At 44.7% G+C, this 26,174-nt stretch carries 24 protein-coding genes; all 24 read right to left on the reverse strand.

Going from position 1 to position 26,174, the window contains the following annotated elements:
* Positions 1–61 precede the first annotated feature (61 nt).
* Entirely contained in the window at positions 62–925 is an 864-nt protein-coding gene (locus MFF31_RS06745) for a flagellar hook-basal body protein (RefSeq protein WP_238187299.1), read from the reverse strand.
* A gap of 319 nt (positions 926–1,244) precedes the next feature.
* The gene (mreB, locus tag MFF31_RS06750; protein WP_238187300.1) at positions 1,245–2,234 is read right to left on the reverse strand and encodes a rod shape-determining protein MreB; all 990 of its coding nucleotides are present in this window, start codon (positions 2,232–2,234) and stop codon (positions 1,245–1,247) included.
* 149 nt (positions 2,235–2,383) lie between these two features.
* Positions 2,384–2,671, reverse strand: a complete 288-nt coding sequence (spoIIID, locus tag MFF31_RS06755; protein ID WP_238187301.1) for a sporulation transcriptional regulator SpoIIID — start codon at positions 2,669–2,671, stop codon at positions 2,384–2,386.
* A 173-nt stretch (positions 2,672–2,844) separates the two neighbouring features.
* The gene (locus tag MFF31_RS06760; RefSeq protein WP_238187302.1) at positions 2,845–3,591 is read right to left on the reverse strand and encodes a M23 family metallopeptidase; all 747 of its coding nucleotides are present in this window, start codon (positions 3,589–3,591) and stop codon (positions 2,845–2,847) included.
* Between the two features lie 76 nt (positions 3,592–3,667).
* Entirely contained in the window at positions 3,668–4,774 is a 1,107-nt protein-coding gene (gene spoIID / locus MFF31_RS06765; RefSeq protein WP_238187303.1) for a stage II sporulation protein D, read from the reverse strand.
* Positions 4,775–5,155: 381 nt separating this feature from the next.
* Positions 5,156–6,550 carry a UDP-N-acetylglucosamine 1-carboxyvinyltransferase gene (gene murA / locus MFF31_RS06770; RefSeq protein ID WP_238187304.1) on the reverse strand — a complete coding sequence of 465 codons (1,395 nt, stop codon included), beginning with the start codon at positions 6,548–6,550 and terminating at the stop codon, positions 5,156–5,158.
* Between the two features lie 330 nt (positions 6,551–6,880).
* Positions 6,881–7,153, reverse strand: coding sequence for a DUF1146 domain-containing protein (locus MFF31_RS06775; protein ID WP_238187305.1), 273 nt, complete (start codon positions 7,151–7,153; stop codon positions 6,881–6,883).
* 35 nt (positions 7,154–7,188) lie between these two features.
* Positions 7,189–10,443 carry a S8 family peptidase gene (locus MFF31_RS06780; protein WP_238187306.1) on the reverse strand — a complete coding sequence of 1,085 codons (3,255 nt, stop codon included), beginning with the start codon at positions 10,441–10,443 and terminating at the stop codon, positions 7,189–7,191.
* 147 nt (positions 10,444–10,590) lie between these two features.
* Positions 10,591–10,749 (reverse strand): hypothetical protein, encoded by a 159-nt coding sequence (locus MFF31_RS06785; protein WP_238187307.1) that lies wholly within the window; start codon positions 10,747–10,749, stop codon positions 10,591–10,593.
* Positions 10,750–11,028: 279 nt separating this feature from the next.
* Positions 11,029–12,666, reverse strand: a complete 1,638-nt coding sequence (locus MFF31_RS06790) for an NADH-quinone oxidoreductase subunit N (protein WP_238187308.1) — start codon at positions 12,664–12,666, stop codon at positions 11,029–11,031.
* Between the two features lie 3 nt (positions 12,667–12,669).
* Positions 12,670–14,295: a complex I subunit 4 family protein gene (locus MFF31_RS06795; RefSeq protein ID WP_238187309.1), complete on the reverse strand. Its 1,626-nt coding sequence runs from the start codon at positions 14,293–14,295 to the stop codon at positions 12,670–12,672.
* A complete protein-coding gene (gene nuoL, locus MFF31_RS06800) occupies positions 14,292–16,178 on the reverse strand; it encodes an NADH-quinone oxidoreductase subunit L (protein WP_238187310.1) in 1,887 nt (628 codons plus the stop codon). Before nuoL ends, MFF31_RS06795 begins: the two co-directional genes overlap by 4 nt.
* Positions 16,179–16,186: 8 nt before the next feature.
* Positions 16,187–16,489 (reverse strand): NADH-quinone oxidoreductase subunit NuoK, encoded by a 303-nt coding sequence (nuoK, locus tag MFF31_RS06805; protein WP_238187311.1) that lies wholly within the window; start codon positions 16,487–16,489, stop codon positions 16,187–16,189.
* Positions 16,490–17,005 carry an NADH-quinone oxidoreductase subunit J gene (locus tag MFF31_RS06810; protein ID WP_238187312.1) on the reverse strand — a complete coding sequence of 172 codons (516 nt, stop codon included), beginning with the start codon at positions 17,003–17,005 and terminating at the stop codon, positions 16,490–16,492.
* Positions 17,006–17,455, reverse strand: coding sequence for an NADH-quinone oxidoreductase subunit NuoI (gene nuoI / locus MFF31_RS06815; RefSeq protein WP_238187313.1), 450 nt, complete (start codon positions 17,453–17,455; stop codon positions 17,006–17,008).
* A gap of 19 nt (positions 17,456–17,474) precedes the next feature.
* Positions 17,475–18,488 carry an NADH-quinone oxidoreductase subunit NuoH gene (nuoH, locus tag MFF31_RS06820; protein ID WP_282570429.1) on the reverse strand — a complete coding sequence of 338 codons (1,014 nt, stop codon included), beginning with the start codon at positions 18,486–18,488 and terminating at the stop codon, positions 17,475–17,477.
* Positions 18,488–19,588, reverse strand: a complete 1,101-nt coding sequence (locus MFF31_RS06825; protein WP_238187314.1) for an NADH-quinone oxidoreductase subunit D — start codon at positions 19,586–19,588, stop codon at positions 18,488–18,490. The genes nuoH and MFF31_RS06825 overlap by 1 nt, the downstream gene beginning before the upstream one ends.
* 7 nt (positions 19,589–19,595) lie before the next feature.
* Positions 19,596–20,378 carry an NADH-quinone oxidoreductase subunit C gene (locus tag MFF31_RS25185; protein WP_282570430.1) on the reverse strand — a complete coding sequence of 261 codons (783 nt, stop codon included), beginning with the start codon at positions 20,376–20,378 and terminating at the stop codon, positions 19,596–19,598.
* A complete protein-coding gene (locus MFF31_RS06835; protein ID WP_197937993.1) occupies positions 20,375–20,893 on the reverse strand; it encodes a NuoB/complex I 20 kDa subunit family protein in 519 nt (172 codons plus the stop codon). The genes MFF31_RS25185 and MFF31_RS06835 overlap by 4 nt, the downstream gene beginning before the upstream one ends.
* On the reverse strand, positions 20,884–21,249 hold the full coding sequence (locus MFF31_RS06840) for an NADH-quinone oxidoreductase subunit A (RefSeq protein ID WP_238187315.1): 366 nt from the start codon (positions 21,247–21,249) through the stop codon (positions 20,884–20,886). The genes MFF31_RS06835 and MFF31_RS06840 overlap by 10 nt, the downstream gene beginning before the upstream one ends.
* 588 nt (positions 21,250–21,837) lie before the next feature.
* The gene (locus MFF31_RS06845; RefSeq protein ID WP_238187316.1) at positions 21,838–22,239 is read right to left on the reverse strand and encodes a F0F1 ATP synthase subunit epsilon; all 402 of its coding nucleotides are present in this window, start codon (positions 22,237–22,239) and stop codon (positions 21,838–21,840) included.
* A 24-nt stretch (positions 22,240–22,263) separates the two neighbouring features.
* Positions 22,264–23,667 (reverse strand): F0F1 ATP synthase subunit beta, encoded by a 1,404-nt coding sequence (atpD, locus tag MFF31_RS06850; protein ID WP_238187317.1) that lies wholly within the window; start codon positions 23,665–23,667, stop codon positions 22,264–22,266.
* A 31-nt stretch (positions 23,668–23,698) separates the two neighbouring features.
* Positions 23,699–24,559, reverse strand: a complete 861-nt coding sequence (atpG, locus tag MFF31_RS06855) for an ATP synthase F1 subunit gamma (RefSeq protein ID WP_238187318.1) — start codon at positions 24,557–24,559, stop codon at positions 23,699–23,701.
* Positions 24,560–24,662: 103 nt separating this feature from the next.
* Positions 24,663–26,168 carry a F0F1 ATP synthase subunit alpha gene (gene atpA / locus MFF31_RS06860; RefSeq protein WP_238187319.1) on the reverse strand — a complete coding sequence of 502 codons (1,506 nt, stop codon included), beginning with the start codon at positions 26,166–26,168 and terminating at the stop codon, positions 24,663–24,665.
* Between the last annotated feature and the right edge of the window lie 6 nt (positions 26,169–26,174).

The raw sequence follows: 26,174 nt of genomic DNA on the forward strand, positions 1-26,174 counted from the left end.
CGATATCCTCCTATGCTCGTTCGCATTCCACCCCTACATCGGGGTGTTTGCTTAGATCGAATTAGATGCGTCCAACCTCATTGACCGCCTTCTGCAAGCTTTGATCGTAAAATTGAATGACCTTCTGATTCGCTTCATAAGCTCTAACCGCCGACATCAAATCTACCGAAGCTTGAGCAGGATCAACATTTGAACGTTCGACATAGCCCTGTCTAACTTCTATTCTCTCACCAGCAACAGTAGGCCGCACTTCTCCATCATCGGCAGCAAAACGAAAGTTTCCGTTTCCTTGGCGAACAAGATTGTTAGGATTTTCTATGCGAGAAATCATGAGTTGTACTCCAATATCGGTTCCATTAGCATCTGTAAAGCGCTGATCTTCTGTTAGTACAAGACTGTCCAGCCCTACACCTGCTGGCAGTTGAATTGGAGCTCCATTCGTTCCTAGCACATTGGAGCCATCACTAGTCATAAGGAAGCCATCACCTGTAACGGTAAACTTTCCACCTCTTGTATATCTAATCTCTCCAGCTGGATCTTGTACAGTAAAAAATGCTTGAGGCTGGAAAGTTACTTCTCCGTCCGGGCCAATTGCTTTCCCTGAAGCATCGAATGCAAGTCCTTCAACTTCGATATTGGAAATAAGTGCAAAGTCTGAAGATTGATTCGTCTGGGTTAAATCGCCTTGTAGATGAATCGATAAACTTTCTTCTGCAAAAACACCACTTGTCCAACGGCCAATAGATGTATGTTTTGCATTCTCAACACCTGTCATTGACAACAACATCTCTGGAAAAGAGCGAGTAACCGCATTATTCTGTTTGTAACCTGGTGTATGAATATTGGATATATTATTTGTGACTGTGTCATGACGACGTTGCTGAGCAATCATCCCAGACGCCGCAGTATAAAGACCTCTAAGCATAGTTATCCTCCTTAAATGTTTGCGAAGCAAACATCACTTCGAAAGCGTAGGCTTGTTTGCGGAGCAAACATTACTTCGAAAGCATAAGCTTGTTTGCGAAGCAAACATTACTTCGAAAGCATGTGCCTGTTTGCGAAACAAATATCGCTTCTTAAGCTTTCGGCGCTGCTGCCGTTTGTATATTCTTTATGTTTATTATCGGCTCGAAGTGAAATGGGGTGAATAGCTTGTCCCTGCGACCTTAGACTCATTTCCGACTCGGCATGCCCCCCTAAGGCACCCTACCTGCGAAAAGCTTGTCCACTAACGTATATGCTCTTTACTTCTTTAGTTTATCCAAATGATCCAGCAGAATGCCCGTTCCTTTAACGACACAATGCATTGGATTCTCTGCGATGAGGACAGGTACTTTAAGCTCATCCGCAAGAAGAGTATCAAGTCCACCAAGGAGCGCCCCGCCACCAGTTAAGATGACACCGCGATCGATAATATCGGCCGACAATTCCGGTGGTGTCTGCTCTAGCACATACTTCGCCGCTGCGACGATCATCATAATTGGATCATGCAACGCCTCTCTCACTTCACCCGAACGAATAGTAACAGTAAGCGGTAGACCCGTAACCATATCTCTTCCGCGGATATCAATCTCTTCCTTGCGTCCGTCATCATAAACAGATCCTATCTTAATTTTGATATCTTCGCTTGTCCGCTCACCAATCAGAAGTTTGTATTTACTTTTAATATATTTCATTATTGCATCGTCGAACTTATTGCCAGCTACCTTAATAGAGGATGCTGTAACAATATCGCCCATAGACAAGACGGCCACGTCTGTCGTACCACCGCCAATGTCTACGACCATATTGCCGCTAGGCTGGAATATATCCATTCCAGCCCCTATAGCGGCAGCCTTCGGCTCTTCTTCCAAGTACACTTCTTTAGCACCACTACGTTCTGCTGCTTGGCGAATAGCCTTTTGTTCAACAGATGTAATATTCGTTGGCGCACAGATAAGAATTCGCGGGCGGCTAAACCACTTGCGTCCGTCCACACGATCAATAAACGCTTTTAACATAATTTCAGTAATATCAAAATCAGCGATAACGCCGTCTCTTAATGGACGAATGGCAATAATATTGCCCGGTGTACGCCCTACCATGCGATGTGCATCCTCGCCAACTGCCAAAACCTTCTTCGAATCGCTTTCAATAGCGACTACAGAAGGCTCATCAAGTACAACGCCTCTACCTTTTACATGAATGGATACATTAGCCGTCCCAAGATCAATCCCGATGTCCTTGCTCAGCATAAGGCTTAAGTCCCCCAATAAATAATGTTTGCTAAATCGCTCAATTTAGTTCTTCCCACACAGGAAAAACCCCTAACGAACATTATTCGCCAAAAAGGACAAAAATCCTCTATGCATTGTAAAAAATATCAGGATAGAAGACAGATTAACTACACCTTCCCTGCAGCGAGTACTTCGCGCTTCTTCGTGCTCGTTTTTTTGTATTTGATCTTAGTTGCCTCGCCACCTCTAAGATGTCTAATCGACTTATGGTACTCGAGAATGTGCTTAACCTGGTCAGCTAGATCCGGGTTAATCTCCGGCAACCTTTCGGTCAAATCCTTGTGCACCGTACTCTTGGATACACCGAACTCTTTAGCGATCGTTCGTACCGTATGCTTCGTTTCCACGATGCAACGGCCTATTTTAATGGTTCGCTCTTTGATGTAATCGTGCACGTTCCCGCCTCCTTACTCGAGATAGTTTGGTACATTATATGAGTGGAGTGGGTATATATTCGTTATGTCCAAGCGTGACAAGCTTTGAAAGCGAATAAATTTTCAAAAACGAGAAAAAGACGAGGGGGAAATCCCTCGCCTTTACATCTTTAGCTCTATATATCGCTGTGAAATTATTCTTTGATGTAGTCGACCGGATTAACAGTCTCACCATTGAGGCGCGTTTCAAAGTGAAGATGTACACCTAGATCTTTCTCTAGCTCACTACGGCCTGCTTTAGCAATAACAGTACCTTGAATCACATCATCGCCTTGTTTCACCGTTACATCCGTCAAGCTTTGGTAAACGGTAACTAGACCGTCCCCGTGACTGATCTCAATAACAGTTCCATTCGTAGGCTCTTGCTTCACATAAGTAACCTTACCCGCCAAAGCTGCAAGAACATCAAACGGCTGTCCATCGGGATCTACAAAATCGATGCCAGTGTGCGGTGAGAATGTATTCCCTACCTGAACAAGCGCTGCTTCTCTTTCTGTCGCAGTTGCAGTTGCATCATAAAACTTCGTCTGCTCCTGAAGTGCTTCCTTCTTCTCTACCGGCCACTTCATTCCCAGTGTGCTTGCTGCAACAGGGGCAACTTCTTTTTCAACAATTGTACCTTCTGCCTGCTCTTCACCTTGTGAAACTTCAGTAGAGTTGTCCGGCCCAACAGTAGGCTTCACCGGATCAGATCCCTGATAGATCCACATTAAGGTTACGATAATTGCCGCTGCAGCCATGAAGATTGCTGGAGAAACCCATCGCTTTGCGAGTAGTTTCTTCAGTCCGCTGCTAGAGTTCGCGGCAGACGCTCCTCCCATAGAATTTTTGGGAGTTTCTTCTTGTCTTTGCTTCTGTTTGTTTTGGTTTTGATCATTCATTGATATCACCTCACTAGCCATTGTTACCAGATCTGCTAGGTTTATACGTGAAGGATATCATTTTTTAAGAGGCTAATTAGATTGGAAGCTTTGAAGCTTGTTCCAGCTTAGAATCAGTATAGTAGTGAAGCAAAATCTCTTCCGCGCTTCGCCCCTCTTGCGCCATTCCATTGGCTCCCCACTGGCTCATCCCAACACCATGACCAAATCCGTAAGTCGTGAAGATTATTTTGTCCTTCTCAATCTTCCACTTGAATTGCGAGGAAGCTAGTCCTAGCCTCTCTCTCACTTCGCGTCCACTGAACGCTTTTCCATTAATCGTAAGCTCCTTTATCCGATTTCCGTCTGTTCTTTCAGTTACCTTCATTACTAGCTTTGTTCTCGCAAGCTTGCCCGATAGACCCATGGTGCGATAAAACGCATTTCTCTTAAAGACAACCTCTCCCTCATAACGCGGAGATAATTTCTTATCCCAAGGACTTATCACACTCCGCAAGTAGGGAAGAGATTGCTCCCAATAATCTTCTGAATTTTCGGTATAGCCATTGCTTGTAGAAAAAAATGTTGCTTCAATCGGCTCACCCTTATAGGTGACGATTAATCCTTTCGTTTCATCAACAGCACGCTTAAGTTTAGCCAAAAAGACGACCTTATCTTCACCCTTCCATCGCTTTGCAAGCTCACTTTGCGATAGGTAAACCTGATGCTCTGTAGTATTAAGCACGTCGGCCTTCCCTCCTCTCGCATCTGGTCCTTTTTCTAGCATTAGTCTGCGAACGATATAGGTTCTAGCTGCGACAGCTTGCGCCTTCAGTGCTTCTAGATGGAAATCGATAGGCATTTCTGCCGCTAATACACCCAGCACATAGGTTTCAATTGGCACAGTCTCTACCTTTTTCTGATCCGTTAAATAAACACTTACCATCGTCCCATCTAGCGCCCCGTCTGCTTTCACTTTTGGAGAAGAAGTTTTCTCCGATCCTAGCTTCTGAACTTTTTCGAGCGATTGCTCCTTCGCTGGTGTTTGTACTTTCTGCTTCGGTTTTACTTTATTTCCTTCAATGGATGGCGACGCAATAATTTGTCGTGGACGTGCATGCTGTACTGAAGCTTGCTTTTGTTTTGCTTCCTGCCCTAGCCTGTTCGTTAATTCTTTATTTGCCCTGGCATCGACCTCTGTCAAAAATATTTTTACTCCAAAGATGATGAATCCTAGGAGGACGCCTATAGTAAAAATAAGTAACGAACGGCGCCTCCCTAGGGCTCCTGTTCCTGTCATTCTAGTATGCCGTTTTGTTATCCCAATTCGTATTTACACCCCTTCCTAGCGGGTCTTTGCCCTTCTCTCTCATTTCCATTCAGTCATAGTTCAGTCTATGAAGAGGTCTACTAGGATAGAATCAAAATACATATTCTCTTATCTCTAATTAATAAAGCTATTAATTAGAGAGTAACGAACATAGAGTAAAGCAAAAAAAGCGAGAGCTCTTCGTTGTATCGGGATTGCCTGATGGCTAATCCTGATGCAATGAAGTCTCTCGCTTTGTATAGGGAATCCGGGTTATTAAGCCCAAGTTGGCTGTATTTTCATAACAGCAACTTCTTTTTCCCTTTTGTATGTTGTTGAATCATTCATAACTGTTGCTGCTGCAACACCCTTGCTTGCCGTTCCAATGGAAGCGGCCGAATTACTTTTGTTCTCCGATTCTTCACGGTAGATGATTGCACCAAGTGATGCAAGTTTCCCAGTAATGTCCACATAACCACGATCCACATGATGAAGACCAGTTACTTCTGTTTCTCCATCTGCACGTAATGCTGCACATATGAGCGCTGCGCCAGCACGCAAGTCTGTTGCACATACTTTCGCGCCAGTAAGTGGGATTCCGCCAGTAACGATAGCAGAACGACCGTCTACTTTAATGTTTGCATTCATCTTCTGGAACTCTTCGACATGCATAAAGCGATTTTCAAAAACGGTTTCCGTCACGACGCTAGTACCTTCTGATACCAAAAGAAGTGCCATCATCTGTGATTGCATATCCGTAGGGAATCCTGGATGCGGCAATGTTTTGACATCGACTGAACGAAGTGTCGTACTTGATCGAACTCGAATGCCATTGTCGCTCTCCACTATTTCAACGCCCATCTCTTGAAGCTTAGAAATAACCGGAGTCAGATGATCGGCAATCGCCCCTTCAATGAATACATCTCCGCCTGTAATAGCGGATGCAATCATATACGTTCCCGCTTCAACACGATCCGGAATGACATTATGCTTCGCTCCGCTTAGTCGTTCAACACCTTCAATGCGAATCATGCCTGTACCTGCACCGCGAACTTTGCCGCCCATTGCATTGATGTAGTTGGCTAGATCTACGATCTCAGGTTCCTTCGCCGCATTTTCAATTGTTGTTGTACCATTCGCAAGAGCTGCAGCCATCATTATGTTTTCAGTAGCGCCAACACTTGCTACATCCAAATAAATTTTAGCGCCTGACAGGCGAGTAGGGGTGCTTGCTTCGATGAAGCCATGTCCAAGGGTAATGACAGCACCCATAGCTTCAAAGCCTTTTAGATGCTGGTCGATAGGACGAGTCCCGATCGCACAGCCTCCTGGCAATGAAATTCTAACCTTACCAATACGTGCAAGCAACGGTCCCATCACAAGGAAGGAAGCTCTCATCTTACGAATCAGCTCGTATGGTGCTTCACAAGATGTAATGATTGGCGCAGATATGCGCATCGTTTCATTCGTATAAGTTACTTGGGCTCCTAATGAAGCGAGCACATTCTGAATCGTCATAACGTCGTCTAGGAGGGGCACGTCACAAATGACGCTATCTCCTTCAGTCGCTAACAATGAGGCAGCAAGAATGGGGAGCACTGCATTTTTTGCGCCGCTTACGCGGACTGTGCCCGTTAATCGCTGGCCTCCGCGGACGATAATTTTAGTCATCTTTGTGTTCCCTCCGCGAATAGCAATTTCTATTGCATGCTAATTTATTTTCTTATTGCGTGTATATCTGGACAGAATTCGATCACATTACTAAACTTCATCTTAACATTATGCTGCAATAATCGACAAGGGTAAATTCTTTCCACTTTTTTCACATTAAAATGGCTGAAAAAGAGTGGATTCGTCTCCCCCTTATGGTATTTTTTATGCTAAATCGCTTCAAAATGTTCTTAAAGCCATCTAACTATTTTAATCGTATATAGACTTATCGACTATATTCGACAAAATATGAAGTGATGTATTACCCATTGTTAACATGTTTCGACTATGTTATTCGGCAAAACTCTTCAGCATGGATGAATAATCCCAGTACTGCAAAATGAACTGGGCAAACAAATGACCTATAGAAATAGCAAGAACAACTTGAAACATCCTTGCTTTCACACTTCGGGGAAAACGGAATATCGCCTCCCACTTCATTTCTTTAATTAATATCCATACAAAAAATATGCTTAAAATTTGTACGATGATGGAGAAAAGTCCGGTTAAGCCGGTTAAAGTCTGCATTTCATTAAAAAGTTCATTTGCATCCGTCGTATCCATACTTCCTCCTCAAAACCGTCCACTGCCTCTTTGGGCTAATCCTTAAAATAACGATATAACAGTGTTGTAAATTCGGCACGACTAGCCACACCGTAAGGCTCATAACGATTCGCCTGTATGCCTTGCAGCTTTCCATCGACCTTCATTGCAAATAACATAGGAGAGTACCATTCACTTGGCGCTACATCAGTGAACGGCCGAGAAATAGGAAAGCGCGCTTTCACACCTTCGGCATGGCCAATAATTACGGCCATCTCCGCTCTTGTAATCGATTGTTCAGGTCGGAAGGTGTTATTAGGGAAACCCTTCACCCAACCTTGCTGTACAGCCTTCTGGATAGCCCCATTTGCCCAATGTGTACTGCTAACGTCAGTAAACGGCTTAGTAATGGATTGATTAATCAATGGTTTGTAAGCTTTTACGATCATCGCTACGGCTTCAGCTCGTGTAATCGACCGTTCAGGTGCAAATCGATACCCGCCTACACCATTAATGATTTGTTGCTTCGATAAGCTCACAATATCATTTTTGGCCCAATGCTCCTTTATATCCTTGAACCCGAAAATAAGTTCTTCTACCTGTAATCTTAAACGATAATATTGATTGTAAAATGCTTTGTTCGTTGTAAGTTTCACATAATAGAGACCTGGCTGCAGAACCTGCTCCGTAGTCTGAACATTGCCCAGCGTTCCAGAATTTCCTGAAGCTATAATCTTCATTCGTTTATCTAAGCCTTCTAGCTTAAGCTCAGCATCTGACGGAACCCCTGACAGGCTTAAACTGACAATACTTTGACTAGATACTCGGAACTGAAACCAATCCGTATCAGAAGCTGTGGTCATAACTCCCCGGTATTCGGTACCTGGGCTCATTAATAACGCTTCATAAGATTTATCGTTTGGTTCATTTGGATCATCTAACTCAGGAGTAAAGTGCATCTTAAGCGTGTAATGGCCAATTGTTGGACTCGCCTCCAGAGCAATTGCATTGTGAATACGTATATAGTATTTACCAGGCGTAATAGATATGACCGGTGATTGTTCATTCATACCTTCACCATGCTCATCATAAAGAATAAGTGAATGTCCTTCACGCTGCAACGAAAGACCTGGATCAATCCGAACCGAGTTCGTATCAAGCGACAACTCTAGCTTCCCATCATGAGGGAAGTCGACAATATACCAGTCACGATCACCCGTTTGATGAAAAGTTCCTTTGATGGTTTGTGATTTGGGATCTAGTTGTACAGCACTGTTAAAACGATCATTCGGTTCATAAGCATCTGGCAGTATGGCAAAAGAATTAGTCAAGGAATAGGTCCATTGTTGCCCTACATTTGGACTGCTGAATTCTATACCAATAAGCTGCTTACCCTTTCGTACAGTGAGTTCAACGACTTTGCTAGCAAGTTTTATATCCTCAAGTTGCGCAGGCTCGCTCCCATCATAATGCGAAATTTGAACGACAGGCGTCATACTCCCGCTAGTAGGGAACCCCTTGTAATTTAAAGTCAACTTTCCATCACTCGGGACATCTACAACAAACCAGTCTTTGTCGCTATTTGTAGCTAACGTCGCAGTAATCTCACTAAACAGCGAGATCGGTTTAGCCACTTGGCTTCTCTCATTTGGTTCATGCGCATCCATTGACAATGCTGTACTGACAGCCTTGTCAAGCTGTAGAACTCCATAACCAGAAGTATTATCGGCACCTTTAGCACCGATATCTTTTGCAGTTTGCCGTAATAACTCACGTACTTGATAAGGTTTGAGCTTGGGCTGCTTCGCCATTATAAGCGCAGCAGCTGCAGCGACCTGCGGAGCCGCCATTGACGTGCCCTCTTCCTTCTTGTACGTCCCTCCCATAGCTGTCGTATAGACATTCCAAGGGGCGAGTATATCGAGCTCCGATCCGGGATTAGAACGTCGATCAGGACGATTGTTTGGTTGAACACCTCCAACAGCAAGTACAGTCGGATAGGCCGCCGGGAATTTTACAGCCGCTTTTGTTCCTGATTTCACGCCATCATTGCCAGTTGCAGCTACAAGCAAAACGCCCTTGTTTTCCGCATAGTTCACAATGTCTTGCATATACGGAGAATGACGATGTAGACCGACAGACATAACAACTATTTTAGCACCGCGTTTGATAGCGTACAAAATAGCTTCTCCGAGATCAAGCTCCGTGCCGTCACCCCACTTGTCTAATGCTTTGATAGGCATTATCTTTGCATTCCATAGTATGCCTGAACCTCCGATGTTATTATTGCCAGCTGCTGCAATAACACCGGCCACACTTGTACCATGACCGTTATCGTCATCTGCTGTTTTTTTCGGATTAACGAGATTTGCACCTTGCACAAGATTATCTTTTAAATCAGGATGATCCAAATCAACTCCAGTGTCTATCAGAGCAATTGTTAAATCTTTCTGCTCTCGAACAGTACTCCATGCTTTGAGTGCACCTATTTGAACGAGGTGCGTTTGTTTAGCTAGCTCTGGATCGTTTGCAGTAACAGCTTTGGCCTTCGTCTGCGCAGCTTCTTTAGGTGCTTTTGCAGTTTCTTTAGGTGCTTTTGCAGTTTCTTTAGGTGCTTTGGATGCTAAAGATAATTTGATATCAGTAGAGGCTGCCGATTTCGCTGACGGCGGAACAAATAATTCGGATGGAGACTCATGGGATGATACCTTCGATGAGCCTCCATCCGTTTCCTCGGTCGGCACTTGAGACGATTCCGGCACAACTTCTACCGGATTCTGGGACAAGATGCTGACCGATCGATTGGGATGTACGTATTCAATGCCTGGCTCGCTACGCAATCTGCGCAGCCAGGCATCTGCATCCTCGCCAGAGCCCTTGGCGGGGCGCACGACCTCCACCGCCGAAGTGTCTTGGCGGTGAAGCACTTCCACCCCGCGCAGCTCATGCGCCTCGGCGGGGGCGGCCCATTTGAGCAGCCAGCTCTGCGGCTGCTCGGAAGAAGCGCCTGCGGCGTCTGCGTCCGCATATGCGGCGGACGCTAGCGCCGTAGGCGCCTTCGCTGCGGGAGCAGGAGCGAGGGGGGCTGTTAGACCCCCGAGCGCTATGCTCCCGATCAGTAGCGCTAGCAGCGCGCGGCGTAGTTGCCCGCGCGCTGCTAGCCGAAGGCTATGAGCACCTCTGCGTAAGTTGAGGTGCTCACTATCTTGCACAAGGCGCAGCGTGTTTGCGCAGCCATTATATTCTTCGAGATGGTGCGACCCATGCTGCTCTTGGTTTCTATCGATAATCGAACGACCCTTTATCCTCATTATATTTCTGCCTCTAAACGTATTTCATTAATATTTCGTCTAACGAATACGTTTTCCCTTCTTTTTTCTCATTGAAAAGGGTATAGCAAAATTGATTATTCATAGAAGCAAATTGAACAAATTAATGACTGAAGACACTGTACGCAACTATATTCTTCGCATGATACGTCCATTTTGGGACCGTAACTCTACTTCATTCTCAAAAGTTACATTTTCATCCCTCAGATACTCCTCTACAATTGCATCTACTGTCCTACTAATTTCTGCACTAATTACTTGTTCGCGGATACATTGCTTCTGCTCCACTTTGCCTACTACACCTTACCCAGAACTCACAATTTCAAAACATGGTTTGATTGTTCCTATATCTTTATTGACGCAATTTATAACTCTGAGGTTGAATTCGATATAAACTGATACTGTCAGTATCGATCTAAATGCAGAAATAAAAAAAGAAGTCGATAATCACAAGCAATGTATCCTTCTCGATACTTGCTGGCTTTGCCGACTCCACATTTTGAGTTTTATAATTATCACATATCCCACTTAACTATTAGACTAGTTCTATAGAGTTGCTCGCTCTGTCTACTGCATATTCGTCAGGAAAGATTGTATGGAAAATAAAGAGTCAATTAGATTAGAAAGAATCTCTGGGAATATTCCAAAAGCTAAAGTTGCTAAGGCACATAACCAAATGACTATACCAATCGTCAAAGGAATTCGGATTGTTCCTGTATGAATATCTTCAACCTCAACAGAAGCGGCTTCTTCCTTTAAGTCCTTTCTTAACGAAGGGGATAAGGACACTCCATTGCTGCTTCTCATAAACATTTGGCGAATAAGACCAAAGTAGAAATAATACGAAATAACACTGCTAACAACCATGATGACGACGATCCAGTACGCTTCCGCCTGCGCAGCACCTAGTAAAATGAAGAGCTTGCCAAAAAATCCAGCTGAGACGGGAAGTCCCGCAAGCGATAATACAAAGATAACCATAGCAATTGCTGTCCAAGGCGCACGATAATACATGCCAGCAAATCCTTGCAGCTCATCATGGCCAACAGCTCTGCTAACAACTGTATGGATAGCAAATGCACCAATCGTCATGAGCAGATAAGCAACGAGATAAAATAATATTTCAGAAATATTATTGATATGCCCAAAAGTAAACGAAATACCTACTGGAACTAGGAGGTATCCGCCATTAGCTACCCCTGAGAGAGCTAACAATCGTTTTACATTCATCTGTCGCAGTGCCGCAATCGTTCCTACCAGCATAGCAGCCGCCGCAACTAATAACACGGCGAAAAATATATCATCGCTAACACTAATTGCACCGCCCGCTTCAGCAGAAGGCAACTCCGCAAACAATACAATCTCAAACATAATGCGAATAATAATGGCTAATGTAGCGCCTTTGGAAACTACGGATAACCATGCAGCAATTGGTGTAGGTGCTCCTTGATAAACGTCCAGCGACCATGCATGGAATGGTGCTGCTGCGATTTTAATCACCAGGCCCACAAGCATAAAGGCGAAGCCCACATATAAAAGAGCTTCATAACTCTCAATTGCCGCTGGTATCGCAGCACGGATACCCGTAAAATCTACGGATCCTGTCACACCGTACAAATATGACATACCGAATAAAATAAATGCAGATGATATACCGCCAGTTACAACATATTTAAATGCGGCTTCCGCTGACAAGGAAGATTTCCTCCGCATGGCTACCAACACATAACTCGCTATACTTAACAACTCAAGCCCAATGTACAGGGTCACCAAATTGCCAGACGACGCCATAATCATTGCACCGATAACAGCAGGTATAAGCAGATAGAAATATTCGCCCTTTTCTGTTATCGTACGATCTTCCCCTACAGAGCCAATGCCGATCAGCGTTATAAGTGCCGTTCCACCAAGGAATAGCAGCTTCATCACATTTGCAAAATCATCGATGCGATAACTGTCACCCAGAAGTGAAATTAGTCCAGTAGCTTCACTATTGCCCATATCAACCATACGTAGCAGCACCAAAGTGAATGCCCCCATCAACCCCACCAGGGTCAATCCACCAATCCACGTACGTCTTATTGTTTGTGGCAACAGCATTTCAAGTACAACAAGTAACACAAACCACGCACCAAGCGCCAGCTCAGGAGCCATTACAAGCATATCCGACCATGTTAGCGGTTTAAATAACGTTTCCCCCGGCATCGCTTATCCCCCTGCCTTTGCTGCGTTTAATACGTCCATAAAGCTGCTAATACTAAGTTCCACTGTATCCGTTAAAAGTGAGGGGTAGCAGCCCAGCATAATAATAAATGCAAGCAATACAATCATCGGAAGCGCCTCAATAAATCTTGCATCACGAAGTGCTCTGAAGCTTTCTTTTTGTGGACCAAACGTTATCTTAAGTACGCTTCTAAGTACGTAAACTGCTGTTAAAATGACTCCTAGTACTGCTGCTGCTGCAAGCCATCTCATCGATTCGAATAGTCCCAAAATAGACAGAAATTCGCCTACAAAGCCGGACAATCCCGGTAAACCTAGTGAGGCCAGACCTGCAGTCAGTAAAACACCGCTCATGAATGGCATTGAGCGTGCCAGTCCACCAAGTTGATCAAGTTCAGTCGTGCCTGTGCGCTCATAGAGACTTCCAACAATTAAAAACAATAGAGCAGAGATTAATCCATGAGACACGAGTTGGAACAACGCACCTTGCACTCCAATTTCATTGAGAGACGCAAGACCAATCAAAACAATCCCCATATGACTAATTGAAGAGTACGCAAGTACAAGCTTGAATTCCACTTGCCGGAAAGCCAGTATTGCCCCATACAACAAATTGATGACTCCAAGTGTTGCAAGTACTACAGCCCACTCACGGACTTGCTGGGGAAAAAGGAAAAACCCAAATCGTATAAGTCCATATGCGCCCATCTTGAGCAAAATACCTGAATGAATCATGACGATTGCCGGCGGTGCTTCCTTATGCACCTTGAGCATCCACGTATGGAAAGGGAATATCGGTAGTTTGATGCCAAAAGCGATCAGCAGCATAATGAACAACGACCATTGCATCGTATCGCTTATGTTAAAGGGATTGCCTCCTTGTATAGCATCCTCTGGCAGATTGACATATGCGTTCGGATCAGCTAAATTACTCCAAATATCCGAATAGCTACCGCTATAGATATATTGAATACCTTGTGTCGTCTCTTCCATTCGAAAGCCCGCTGTATTAACCAACAGGACGAAAGCTATCAGCATAATGGCAGAACCAATACCGTTGTATATTAAAAATTGGTTAGCGGTTCGCTCCCGATTATAGTAACCCCATATTCCGATTAAGAAGTACATGGCAATTAACGTAATCTCAAAGAAGACAAAAAACAAGAAAACATCACGTGCCATAAAGACGCCCAACATACCAAACTCGAGCAAGAAAAACCAGCTGAAAAAAGCTTTCCAGCGTTTCTTCACATGAATAGCAGCCATAGCAGCCATAGCAGTAACTAACGTTGTCAGTAACAAAAGCGGCAAAGATAATCCGTCGATGCCTAGAGCATACTGGAATGAAAATAGCCACTCTGCATCACCCTGGAACAGCGCAATTGGTGCTTGGATCCAGTTAAGAGATTCATCGTATGCACTTCCTCCTAGTTGCTTGTCATAATCGACAAACAGCCACAATGAAAGTGCTAGCGGTATTAAAGTAATACTAATCGCTGCTGTTTTCAACCATCCCCCTTGATGTTTGGGAAGTAGTTGAATAATTAGAAATCCAAGCAACGGTGACATTAAAATGATCGATAAGATCGGAATATCATGCAGAATACTCATGAGAGAATCCTCCTTCCGATAATCGCGATGATAATCACGATGAAACCAATGACAGCTGCGACGCTATACGTTTGTACGTGTCCATTCTGAAGCTTAAGCGCTAGCTTACTCGCACCGCTTGCAGCAGACCCTGCAAGCTTAACTGCCCCTCCAATAACGTATGTATCAAAAGCCATCAAGCCAGTACCGAATGCACGAAGAGGTTTTATAATAACTGCTTCATAACATTCGTCTACATAATATTTATTTTCCAACAGCTTTGTCAGCCAAGGCATTCGATCTGTAATGATAGTGCGACTTATTCTGCCTTTGCCGTAGATAAGCCATCCTATTACTAAACCTAATAAGCCAACTGCAATAGAACTAGCAATCGCTACAGCGCTGCCATGAGGTGCCACTCTTTCATCGCTCAGCCATGTCCCTAACCAGCCATTCCACGGTGTCTCTACAAACCCTGCAACCAAAGAGAGGGCAGCAAGTACAACTAGCGGCAGCGTCATGACCCAAGGAGATTCCTTCACTTTACCAAGAGCGCTTCCTCCCTGAGGTGATCTCGATTTACCCAAGAAGACAAGAACATATAATCTTGTCATATACAGCGCTGTACAGAAGGCTGCTCCTAGACCAAGGGCGAACAATAATGGATTCTCCTCAAGCGCCACTGTCAAAATAAGATCTTTCGACCAAAAGCCGGCAAATGGCGGAATACCAGCAAGTGCTAATGCACCTATTGCGAATGTCCAAGCAGTTAATCGCATTGGCTTGCCTAGACCGCCCATTTCATTAATGTTCTGCGTATGTACAGCATGAATAATGCTCCCTGCCCCTAGGAACAAAAGTGCTTTAAAGAACGCATGTGTGAACAGATGAAAAATGCCACCTGTCAGCGAACCAAGCCCCAGCGCCATCATCATATAGCCAAGCTGGCTAACAGTAGAATAGGCGAGTATTCTTTTTATATCGTTTTGGGCAAGAGCAATTGTTGCGGCGAAAATAGCTGTAAATCCACCCACATAAGCGACTGTGTTCATGGCGATTGCTGATGCTTCAAAGATATCGAAGGTACGAGCAATGAGGAATACGCCTGCAGCTACCATCGTTGCAGCATGGATTAATGCGCTAATGGGTGTTGGACCTTCCATCGCATCGGGCAACCAAATATGTAGGGGGAATTGACCTGACTTACCTACCGCACCAAGAAAGATTAATAATGCTATGACTGTCGTTATTCCTGTCGTAATCGATCCACCTTGACCATCAAATACACTTTCGATCATCGTAAAGCCTAGTGAATGGTCTGGCATATACCAGAAGAGCAGCAAAATGCCGATTAACAAGCCTGCATCACCAATACGTGTGACGATGAATGCTTTTTTGGCTGCAGCGCGAGCTGATGGCTTAGAGCACCAGAAGCCAACAAGTAAGAACGAGCAAACGCCAACAAGCTCCCAAAAAATATATAAGGACAACATATTATCAGATAAAACAAGGCCTAACATAGAAAAAGTAAATAATGAGATGTATCCATAAAATACCGTTATGCGTTCATCATTCTTCATATAGCCAGCGGAATATACATTGACGAGAAAACCTACCAACGTCACAACAACAAGCATCATCGCAGTTAGGTTAGTGACCTCGTATCCAATGTTAAAGGTATACCGATTGATTGTTATCCAATCAAGGGTGTAGTTATAGTCCACAGCATTGGGCTTAAGTCGTTCGAGCAATACAAGCAATGACATTACGAACGCACTGAGTGAAGCGAGTGAGCCAATCCAAACACCAGCTGTGCGATAGCTCCTGCCAAGCGCAGTCAATACGAGAAAAGATACAAATGGTAACAGCGGTATGATCCAAGCAGCTTTTGTGTACATGTCCATTACCAGCCTTACCTCCTCATTCGATTGAATGCTTCGATGTTAATCGTTCCGCGTGCACGGAACAATGCGATAATTATTGCTACAGCAATTGCAGCTTCAGCTGCTGCGACCGTGATAGAAAAAATAGAGAAGATTTGGCCTGTTAAGGAAGGCACAACCCCATATTTAGAAAATGCGACGAGATTTAAGTTCACTGCATTCAGCATGAGTTCCAGTGATAGCAATATAATGATTGCATTTCGCTTCGCTAGCGCACCGTACAGACCTATACAGAACAATATTGCCGCCATTGTAAGATAGGAAGCTAGCATTTAATCAGCCTCCTTCTTAGCGATCACTATCGCGCCGATAAAAGCAACTGTCAGCAGAATCGACAACAACTCAAACGGTACGATATATCCAGAAAATAATAGCTGACCAATCGCCATCGTATTGTCCTCCCCACCTTGGATCGGTGCAGCATCTGGGAAGGTAGATGTGCGTATGGCATAAAATAATAAACCGAAAAGACTAAGTGCCCCTACCGCAACAAGCACCTCATGTAACGGTCTTGCTGGCTCAGCACTCTCTCCATGATGCTTCGTCATCATGATACCGAAGATCATAAGAACGGATACCGCCCCTGCATAGATCAGCACCTGTACAAATGCGACGAATTCAGCCTCTAACAGTACATATAGTCCTGCTAATCCTAGAAAGACAGCCGCCATCGATATGACCATATGCACGACTTTTTCTAAACTGATCACGAGGACGGCTCCCCCAATCATAATCGCCGCGAATACGAAGAAGGCAATAAATTCTCCCGTTATTTCGACGTTAAACAATTATTTGGCGCCCCCTTTGGCTGGTGCTCCGATATTGTTATTATCTTCGCGTACAAGTGTGTTGTTATCTGTAAGCCAACCTGCATCCTTATACAGATCATCTCTGCTGTAAGTAGCAAGCTCGAAGTGATTCGTCATCACAATCGCCTCGGTAGGACATACCTCTGTACATAGGTCGCATAGAATACAAATTTCAAAATTAATATCGAACGTATCGATAACCTTGCCCCGTTTCTCTGGATCGGGATTCGGCTTACCAGTAAGCGTTATACAATCTGTAGGACAAATACGGGCGCATTGATTACATACGATACACAAATCGGGTATGAAGTGCTGAATGCCACGAAATCGGTCTGGCATTAGGATTGGTTCATCGGGGTATGAGGTCGTCACTTTAGGCGCCGTCAACGATTTAAGCGTCACACCGAGTCCTTGCAACAATCCGTTCATGTTCTTCTCTCCCTTATCCTCATTTAACGAACAATTCCAAGTAGAGCGCTGTCAAAAATACGTTAAGTAACGCTACAGGCAGAAGTACTTTCCAACCTAAGCTCATCAATTGATCTACACGAATACGAGGGAATGATGCTCTTATCCAAAATAATGAAAATACGATAAAAGCAAACTTCAGCAGAAACCAGATAATGCCCGGTACAAAATCAAGGAAAGGTGCCGGCGCATGCCATCCACCCAAAAACAGTACCGTAGTTAGCGCCGCAATCGCATACACATACACGTATTCAGCTAACATAAAAAACGCAAAGCGGAAGCCGCTATATTCGACATGATATCCTGCAACTAACTCCGATTCCGCCTCTGGCAGATCGAAAGGTGTACGATTTAATTCAGATAACGCTGCTATATAGAATACAGCAAATCCGACGATTTGAGGGAGGATATTCCAATCCCAGAACCAACCACCAGACTGAGCAGCAACAATATCCCGCAAATTGAGGCTTCCGCTAAGCAGAATAACACCAACAATAGAAATAACTAGCGGAACCTCATAACTAATCATCTGAGCAGCAGAACGTATGCCTCCAATAAGCGCATACTTATTGTTAGATGCCCAGCCACCGAGCACAATAGCTAATGTGGACACGCCAGACAATGCCACATAATAGAGCAAGCCAACATTTAAATCAGCAAAATATAAGTTCTGAGTATATGGTATGACGGCTAATACCATAAATGCCGGTATAAAGGCTAATGGCGGAGCGATAATAAACAATAGGCGATCTGCCTTGCTCGGTATTGTATCTTCCTTGATCAATAGCTTGAAAATATCTGCAACCGACTGCAGCAAACCTAAAGGTCCTACACGATTCGGTCCAATCCGTAATTGCATCCAACCGATCACTTTACGTTCGAAATAAATGGCATAAGTAACGAAACCAAGCACAATAAGTAAAAATAAGACGACCCATAGAAACATAATTAGCGCATTGCCCCACGTAAGTGGTTCATTTAGCCAAGCTCCCATCAGCAGTCCACCTCTCCAACAACGATATCAATGCCTCCCAGTATCGTAATAAGGTTGGTCATCGACTCTCCAACTAACAATTTAGGCAGTATTTGAAGATTAACGAAGGAGGGTCGTCGAAATTTCAGACGGTAAGGCTCTGCCTTTCCCTTCGAAACGATATGGCAGCCTATCTCTCCTCTAGGAGATTCGATCCGTACATACGTTTCACCAGCAGGCGGACGAATGGCTCTTGGCACTTTACCCATTGTTTCACCATCATTCGGGAATTGTGCTACCGCTTGCTTCAATATACGCAGGCTTTGGCGTATTTCTTCCAGTCTAACTCGATATCGATCGTAGCAATCACCATTCTGACCAACCGGTACATCGAAATCGAACCGTTCGTAGAGGCTATAAGGCTCCGCTTTACGCAAATCCCAGTTCACGCCTGTACATCTAAGATTCGCACCAGATAAACCGTAATCTATCGCAGTAGCAGCATCGTATTTTCCTATACCTTTGATCCTTGCCAGAAAAATTTCATTGCCTGTTACAAGTCTGTCATATTCTTGGAGCTTTTGCTCCATATACGGAATAAATTGTTTTACCTTATCCATCCAACCCGGAGGAGCATCCCACTTCACTCCACCTACCCGCATGTAGTTATAGGTTAGTCTTGCTCCAGTTAGCTCGTTGAATAGATTAATGATAATCTCTCGATCTCGGAAAGCATATAGGAATGGGCTCATCGCCCCAATATCCAAAAGGTAAGTTCCCCACCATACGAGATGGCTTGCCACACGTTGAAGCTCCATAACAATCAGCCGCAGAAATTCCGCACGAAGCGGTATTTCCAGACCTATCATTGTTTCTACTGCGTGTACAAGTACATAATTATTCGTCATAGCGGACACATAGTCCATACGATCTGTATAAGGAATGATTTGTGTGAAATTAAGATTTTCCGCAATTTTCTCCGTTCCCCTGTGCAAATAACCCATTACCGGCGTGGCTTCCGTTATGACTTCTCCATCGAGCTTGACTACAATCCGAAATACGCCGTGCGTACTAGGATGCTGCGGACCTACGTTTAGTAGCAGTTCTTCTGTTCGAATCACCGGTTGTTTACACCTCCGAGTCGAGTGGTTCATAATCTTTGCGAAGCGGGTGGCCTACCCAATCATCCGGCATCATAATTCTGCGCAGATCGGGGTGACCGGGAAAATCGATACCTAATAAATCATAAATTTCTCTTTCGTTCCAATTAGCGGTTGACCATATCGGCGTGGCCGAAGGTACAGATGCTGTTTCGTGGTCTGTTTTTAGCTTGATAGCTACATCCTTTTTGCTATGGATCGATAATAAATGATAGACCACTTCCAAATGTGTTTCGTAATCTACCCCCGATACGTTGCGCAAATAATTGAAGCCCAACTCATTATGATCTCGCAGCACGTTTGCTGCCTTAGTCCAGTGAGTTCCGCTTAAAACGATTGTCGGCATATCCGCATTTAATTCATTAACATAAGACTCAAGCACAGCGTCACTTGCAACCTCATTACCCAATATTCGCACGATAAGCTCAAGATCAGGCAGTCTTGCCGATGGAGGCTTCGGCTGCTCAGGTTCTGCTTCTGCCGCCTCAGCTTCAACCTTAGCTTTCGCTGCTAGTCTAGCAGCTTTGGCTTCAGCTGCTGCCTTTAACTTAGCTTCATGCTCCGGATCTACCGCTGGTGCAGATGCTGGTACAGCCTCTAGTAGCTCACTTGATGCTTCTACCTTCTGCAGTTGACTCGTTGATGCTTCTGCCTTCAGCGGCTCACTTACTGCTGCTTCTACCTTCTCCGACTCACTTGCTTGTGAGGTTCCTTCTGTCTCCAAGTCTTGCTTCTTCTCCTCGTCACTCATCGACCGGTCACCCTCTTCCCGGTCTTCGCCTCATAACGTATTTTCTCTTGAAGCTTGTTTATTCCATAAATAAGTGCTGCAGGATTGGGCGGACAGCCCGGTATGTATACGTCAACCGGTACAATCTGATCGACACCTTTAATGACTGCGTAAGATTTAATATATGGTCCTCCTGCCGTAGCGCAGGAACCCATAGCAATGACCCATTTCGGCTCTGGCATCTGATCATACAATCGACGAAGCAATGGTCCCATCTTTTTCGTAACCGTGCCTGATACAATCATCACATCGGACTGACGGGGCGATGTACGGAACATAACGCCAAATCGGTCCAAATCATAATGCGACGCTCCTGTTCCCATCATCTCGATAGCACAACATGCAAGGCCAAAGGTGAGTGGCCATAAGGAATTACTTCGCGCCCAAGCCTTCAATTGCTCTAAAGTTCCCATAAAAACGTTGCGTTCCAGCTCTTTGCGTTCTTCCAATGTAATCGATTCTAGGTTCAATTCCATTTCAGCACCCTCTTCTTCCATGCATATAGAAGTCCAATGAGTAGCATTCCCGCAAAAATAATCATTTCGATAAAAACAAATAGACCGAGCTTATTATACGCGACGGCCCAAGGGTATAAGAAAACGGTTTCCACATCAAAAATGACAAACATTAATGCAAATAAATAATAACGAATGTTAAATCTAACCTGACCTTCACCTACCGGCTCGTTGCCGCTTTCGTATGTGCTTTGTTTAATTTCTGTAGGTTTCTTAGGCCTAAGAAGCTTGCCAACTGTTAATGCAACAACAGGGAGCAGAATACCAAGCACAGCGAATATAGCGACGACAACGTAGTTATTGATGTAGTTTTCCAAACAATCGCCTCCGTCGTGGAATGGAATGCAGGATGTCTAATCTTGGTCAATTTTTCCTCACAATTATAACAAATGCTTCCACAGCCGTCTATGATGGAGTTGGAGGGTACTTTTTGAGGGATCGTCTATCCTATTCATTTTTCACTGCCCATATGTGCCTAAAATAGAAAAGATTCAAAACCAAATCAAAGCATAAATAAAACTTGAAATTAACAACACCTCAAACAAATCTTATATTACCAACCATACAAAAAACTCGCTTTTTTTGTTCTAGCGAACCTACTATTGCTTATCCTACAAAGAATCTCATTATATTTTTTCTAGCGAATCCATATGACGTTATTGCTGATTCTACAGCCGATACGGAGCACATTTTAATCAAATAGCGAATCTGAGGTTCGTTATAACATAAAATGGCTACTTTTCGATGAAAAAAGAGTTATACGATTCGTTAGCGATTTAATCGTTGACTTCCCTTAGCCTAAACGACATCACATCCCTTATTTCCGACATCGCCATAGAAAACACAAAAAACCGTCGATCTCATTAGAGATCGACGGTTCTTCCGTTACATCATGCTTTAATCAACTAACGCTGCTTCACATTTAGACGGTTCATCGCCCGTTGAAGGGAGAGCTCCGCTCTGCGGAAGTCAACTTGGTCTTGTTGCTTAGCAGCAAGACGTTGTTCAGCACGCTGCTTAGCAGCCTCTGCGCGTTCGATGTTAATGTCATTTGCAAGCTCAGCGCTTTCAGCAAGAATAACAATTTTATCTTTGCGAACTTCGATAAAGCCACCATTAACGGCAACGATATCTACGACTCCATCGCGCTTAATCTTTACTGGAGCGATGCGAAGTGGAGTAACAAGCGGAATGTGGTTAGGCAAAATACCTAGCTCACCTTCTACACCTACTACACTAACCATGTTCGCAGTCTCTTCGTAAACTTTGCGCTCTGGCGTTACGATTTCTACCAAAAAGGTACTCATGTGGATTCCTCCCGCCCCTCGCTATTAAAGCGTTTTGGCTTTCTCCACGGCTTCTTCAATGACACCTACATAACGGAAAGCTTCTTCCGGCAGGTAGTCATATTTGCCCTCGAGAATTTCTTTGAAGCTACGAACGGATTCTTTAACCGGTACGTATTTACCTGGCGTTCCTGTGAACGGCTCGGCAACGTGGAACGGTTGGGATAGGAACAATTGGATTCTACGAGCGCGGGAAACCGTGATTTTATCTTCTTCGCTAAGCTCATCCATACCCAGAATCGCGATAATATCTTGAAGCTCTTTGTAACGCTGAAGAATTTTCTTCACGCCTTGAGCAACATTGTAATGCTCTTCACCTAGAACATCTGCACTAAGGATACGGGAAGACGACGCCAGTGGATCAACCGCTGGGAAGATACCCATCTCCGAAATTTTACGCTCAAGGTTCGTCGTTGCGTCCAAGTGAGCGAATGTTGTTGCAGGAGCTGGATCCGTGTAGTCATCGGCAGGTACGTAGATCGCTTGGATCGATGTAACCGAACCTTTTTTCGTGGATGTAATACGCTCTTGCAATTGACCCATTTCAGTTGCCAGCGTTGGCTGGTAACCTACCGCGGAAGGCATACGGCCAAGTAGGGCCGAAACCTCGGAACCTGCTTGCGTGAAGCGGAAGATGTTATCGACGAACAATAGAACGTCTTTACCTTCTTCATCTCGGAAGTATTCAGCCATAGTCAAACCTGTAAGTGCAACACGTTGACGTGCGCCTGGAGGCTCGTTCATTTGTCCGAATACCATCGCTGTTTTGCTAAGTACGCCGGAATCCTTCATCTCATGGTACAAGTCGTTACCCTCACGAGTACGCTCACCTACACCAGCGAATACCGAAATACCGCCATGCTCTTGTGCAATGTTGTTGATAAGTTCTTGGATTGTTACCGTTTTACCTACGCCCGCGCCGCCGAAGAGGCCGATTTTACCGCCCTTAGCGTATGGTGCAAGCAAGTCGATAACTTTAATTCCAGTTTCCAAAATTTCAGCTTGCGTGGACAACTCATCAAATGCAGGTGCTGCACGGTGAATCGGAAGATTCACTTTGGAAGTCACATCGCCAGCTTCGTCGATTGGTTGACCAAGTACGTTAAATACACGGCCAAGTGTTGGTTCGCCAACTGGAATCGTAATTGCTGCACCAGTATCAACTGCTACCATGCCGCGAACTAGACCGTCAGTTGTGCTCATAGCAACCGCACGAACCTTATTGTCACCGAGGTGAACGGCAACTTCAAGCGTTAGGTTAATATCTACTCCGCCCGCTTGGCCCTTCTCCTCGATCTTGACAGCGTTCAAAATTTCCGGCAGGTTGCCGCGTTCGAACTCAAGGTCGACAACCGGTCCCATGACGGATACAACGCGTCCTTTTTTCATTGTTTTCCCTCCTGGTCCATCTTATATAAAATTATGATTGTGCGTTTGCTCCAGCAACGATCTCGGAGATCTCTTGAGTGATAGCAGCTTGACGTGCCCGGTTGTAGGTAAGCGTCAGTCCGTTAATCATCTTCGTTGCGTTTTTCGTTGCGCTGCCCATTGCTGTCATACGAGCACCGAATTCACTGGCTTTTCCGTCCAGAACTGCACTGTAAATAAGCGTCTCCGCATACTTAGGCAACAGTACTTCCAATACGCCTTCCGGTGATGGCTCATACTCATAAGCAGATACTGCTGTTCCTCCGCTAATTTCATCTAGCGGCAACAGACGAGTTTCAGTAGGGATTTGCGTAATTGCATTTACGAATTGGTTGTAATAGAGATTTAGTTCATCATACGAACCTTCTGCGAACATCTTAACTGCAGTCGCTGCTACCGCTTTGATGTCTGCGAATGTCGGAGAATCTACCAAACCGATTACTTCTTCCACGATTGGCATATTACGACGACGGAAGAAATCACGACCCTTACGTCCGATGACGAACAGGGCGTATTCATCTGTTGACTTATGCTTTTCTTGGATCGTTTGCGTTACTTTACGCAAGATGTTGGCGTTGTAACCGCCCGCAAGACCACGATCCGAAGTAATAACGAGGTATCCTGTCTTTTTGATAGGACGCGATTCAAGCATCGGATGTTTCACATCCTTAGTGCCTGCGGCGATGCTTGCAACTACCTCCTTAAGCTTATCTGCATAAGGTCTTGCTGCAACTGCTGCCTCCTGCGCTCTTCTGAGCTTGGATGCTGCTACCATCTCCATCGCTTTCGTAATTTGCTTCGTATTTTGTTTACTCTTGATCTCACGTTTTATATCACGCATGCCTTTAGCCATTCATTTTCACCCGCCTTCGTTTGCTTGAGAAATGTTTCCCGAGCGTAGTAAGGGGCCTACGCCTGTTCTTACGGACGGACGTAGGCATATATTTCAGAGCCTATTAGGCAAAGCTTTTCTTAAATTTGTTAATTGCATCAACAAGCGCCTTTTCGTTGTCCGCTACAAGATCTTTTGTATCGCGGATCGATGCGCCGATCTCTGGATGATTGGATTCCAAGAATGCAAGGAATTCTTTCTCAAAACGAGAGATTTTGTCAATAGCGATATCATCAAGATGACCTTTAACCGCTGTGTAGATGGACATAACTTGTTTCTCAACAGGCATCGGTTGGTTAGCGCCCTGTTTAAGAATTTCCATCGTACGAGCACCACGGTTAAGACGAGCAAGAGTACCTTTATCAAGATCAGAACCAAACTGGGAGAACGCTTGAAGTTCGCGGTAAGCCGCAAGGTCAAGACGAAGTGTACCAGCAACCTTCTTCATCGCTTTAATCTGCGCAGATCCGCCAACACGGGATACGGAGATACCTACGTTTACTGCCGGGCGTTGGCCCGAGTAGAATAGGTCAGCTTCAAGGAAGATTTGTCCATCTGTGATCGAAATTACGTTCGTTGGAATGTAAGCCGATACGTCAGATGCTTGTGTTTCGATAAATGGCAAAGCTGTAATGGAACCGCCGCCAAGTTTGTCGCTAAGTTTAGCTGCACGCTCTAGCAAACGGGAATGCAGGTAGAAAACGTCACCAGGGTAAGCTTCCCGACCCGGTGGACGGCGAAGCAATAGGGAAAGCTCACGGTATGCCGCAGCTTGCTTCGACAAGTCATCATAAACAATCAATACATGCTCGCCTTTGTACATGAAGTACTCAGCCATGGAAATACCTGCGTATGGAGCCAAGAACAACAATGGAGCTGGCTCGGAAGCGCCCGCTGTAACTACGATTGTGTATTCCAAAGCACCGTGACGACGCAATGTTTCTACAACGTTTGCTACTGTGGATTGCTTCTGTCCTACTGCAACGTAAATACATTTAACGCCTGTACCTTTTTGGTTAATGATTGCATCGATTGCAATCGTTGTTTTTCCTGTTTGACGGTCACCGATAATAAGCTCACGTTGCCCACGGCCAACTGGTACCATCGCATCGATTGCTTTAATACCCGTTTGCATTGGCTCATGAACCGATTTACGGTCGATAACGCCTGGTGCTGGGGATTCAATCGCACGAGTTTGCGTTGTGTTAACAGGTCCTTTGCCGTCTAGCGGCAAACCAAGCGGGTTAACGACGCGTCCAAGAAGCTCGTCGCCAACTGGTACTTCCATAATGCGTCCTGTACGTTTTACTTGATCGCCTTCACGAATGTCTGTATAAGGTCCAAGAATAACGACACCCACATTGCTTTCCTCAAGGTTCAAGGCCATACCAACAACACCGTTTGAAAATTCGAGCAATTCGCCCTGCATCGCATTTTCCAAACCGTGTACACGCGCAATACCGTCACCGACATTGATGACAGTGCCGACGTCCACGACTTGAATCTCGGATTTATATTGTTCGATCTGTTGTTTAATCAGCGTGCTGATTTCATCAGGTCTGATACTCAATTCGTT

This window comes from Paenibacillus sp. L3-i20 (genome assembly GCF_022180385.2).
In the GTDB taxonomy this organism is placed as follows: domain Bacteria; phylum Bacillota; class Bacilli; order Paenibacillales; family Paenibacillaceae; genus Pristimantibacillus.

Bases quoted from the DNA above. Each gene is read 5' to 3' on its own strand.
- MFF31_RS06775 (WP_238187305.1), bottom strand. From the start codon at position 7,153: ATGGATACGACGGATGCAAATGAACTTTTTAATGAAATGCAGACTTTA.
- MFF31_RS06845 (WP_238187316.1), bottom strand. From the start codon at position 22,239: ATGAGTACCTTTTTGGTAGAAATCGTAACGCCAGAGCGCAAAGTTTAC.
- nuoI (WP_238187313.1), bottom strand. From the start codon at position 17,455: ATGAACGGATTGTTGCAAGGACTCGGTGTGACGCTTAAATCGTTGACG.
- nuoL (WP_238187310.1), bottom strand. From the start codon at position 16,178: ATGGACATGTACACAAAAGCTGCTTGGATCATACCGCTGTTACCATTT.
- MFF31_RS06835 (WP_197937993.1), bottom strand. From the start codon at position 20,893: ATGGAATTGAACCTAGAATCGATTACATTGGAAGAACGCAAAGAGCTG.
- nuoH (WP_282570429.1), bottom strand. From the start codon at position 18,488: ATGGGAGCTTGGCTAAATGAACCACTTACGTGGGGCAATGCGCTAATT.
- MFF31_RS06745 (WP_238187299.1), bottom strand. From the start codon at position 925: ATGCTTAGAGGTCTTTATACTGCGGCGTCTGGGATGATTGCTCAGCAA.
- murA (WP_238187304.1), bottom strand. From the start codon at position 6,550: ATGACTAAAATTATCGTCCGCGGAGGCCAGCGATTAACGGGCACAGTC.
- nuoK (WP_238187311.1), bottom strand. From the start codon at position 16,489: ATGCTAGCTTCCTATCTTACAATGGCGGCAATATTGTTCTGTATAGGT.
- MFF31_RS06790 (WP_238187308.1), bottom strand. From the start codon at position 12,666: ATGCCGGGGGAAACGTTATTTAAACCGCTAACATGGTCGGATATGCTT.
- MFF31_RS06780 (WP_238187306.1), bottom strand. From the start codon at position 10,443: ATGAGGATAAAGGGTCGTTCGATTATCGATAGAAACCAAGAGCAGCAT.
- mreB (WP_238187300.1), bottom strand. From the start codon at position 2,234: ATGCTGAGCAAGGACATCGGGATTGATCTTGGGACGGCTAATGTATCC.
- MFF31_RS06795 (WP_238187309.1), bottom strand. From the start codon at position 14,295: ATGAGTATTCTGCATGATATTCCGATCTTATCGATCATTTTAATGTCA.
- atpG (WP_238187318.1), bottom strand. From the start codon at position 24,559: ATGGCTAAAGGCATGCGTGATATAAAACGTGAGATCAAGAGTAAACAA.
- atpD (WP_238187317.1), bottom strand. From the start codon at position 23,667: ATGAAAAAAGGACGCGTTGTATCCGTCATGGGACCGGTTGTCGACCTT.
- MFF31_RS06760 (WP_238187302.1), bottom strand. From the start codon at position 3,591: ATGAATGATCAAAACCAAAACAAACAGAAGCAAAGACAAGAAGAAACT.
- MFF31_RS25185 (WP_282570430.1), bottom strand. From the start codon at position 20,378: ATGAGTGACGAGGAGAAGAAGCAAGACTTGGAGACAGAAGGAACCTCA.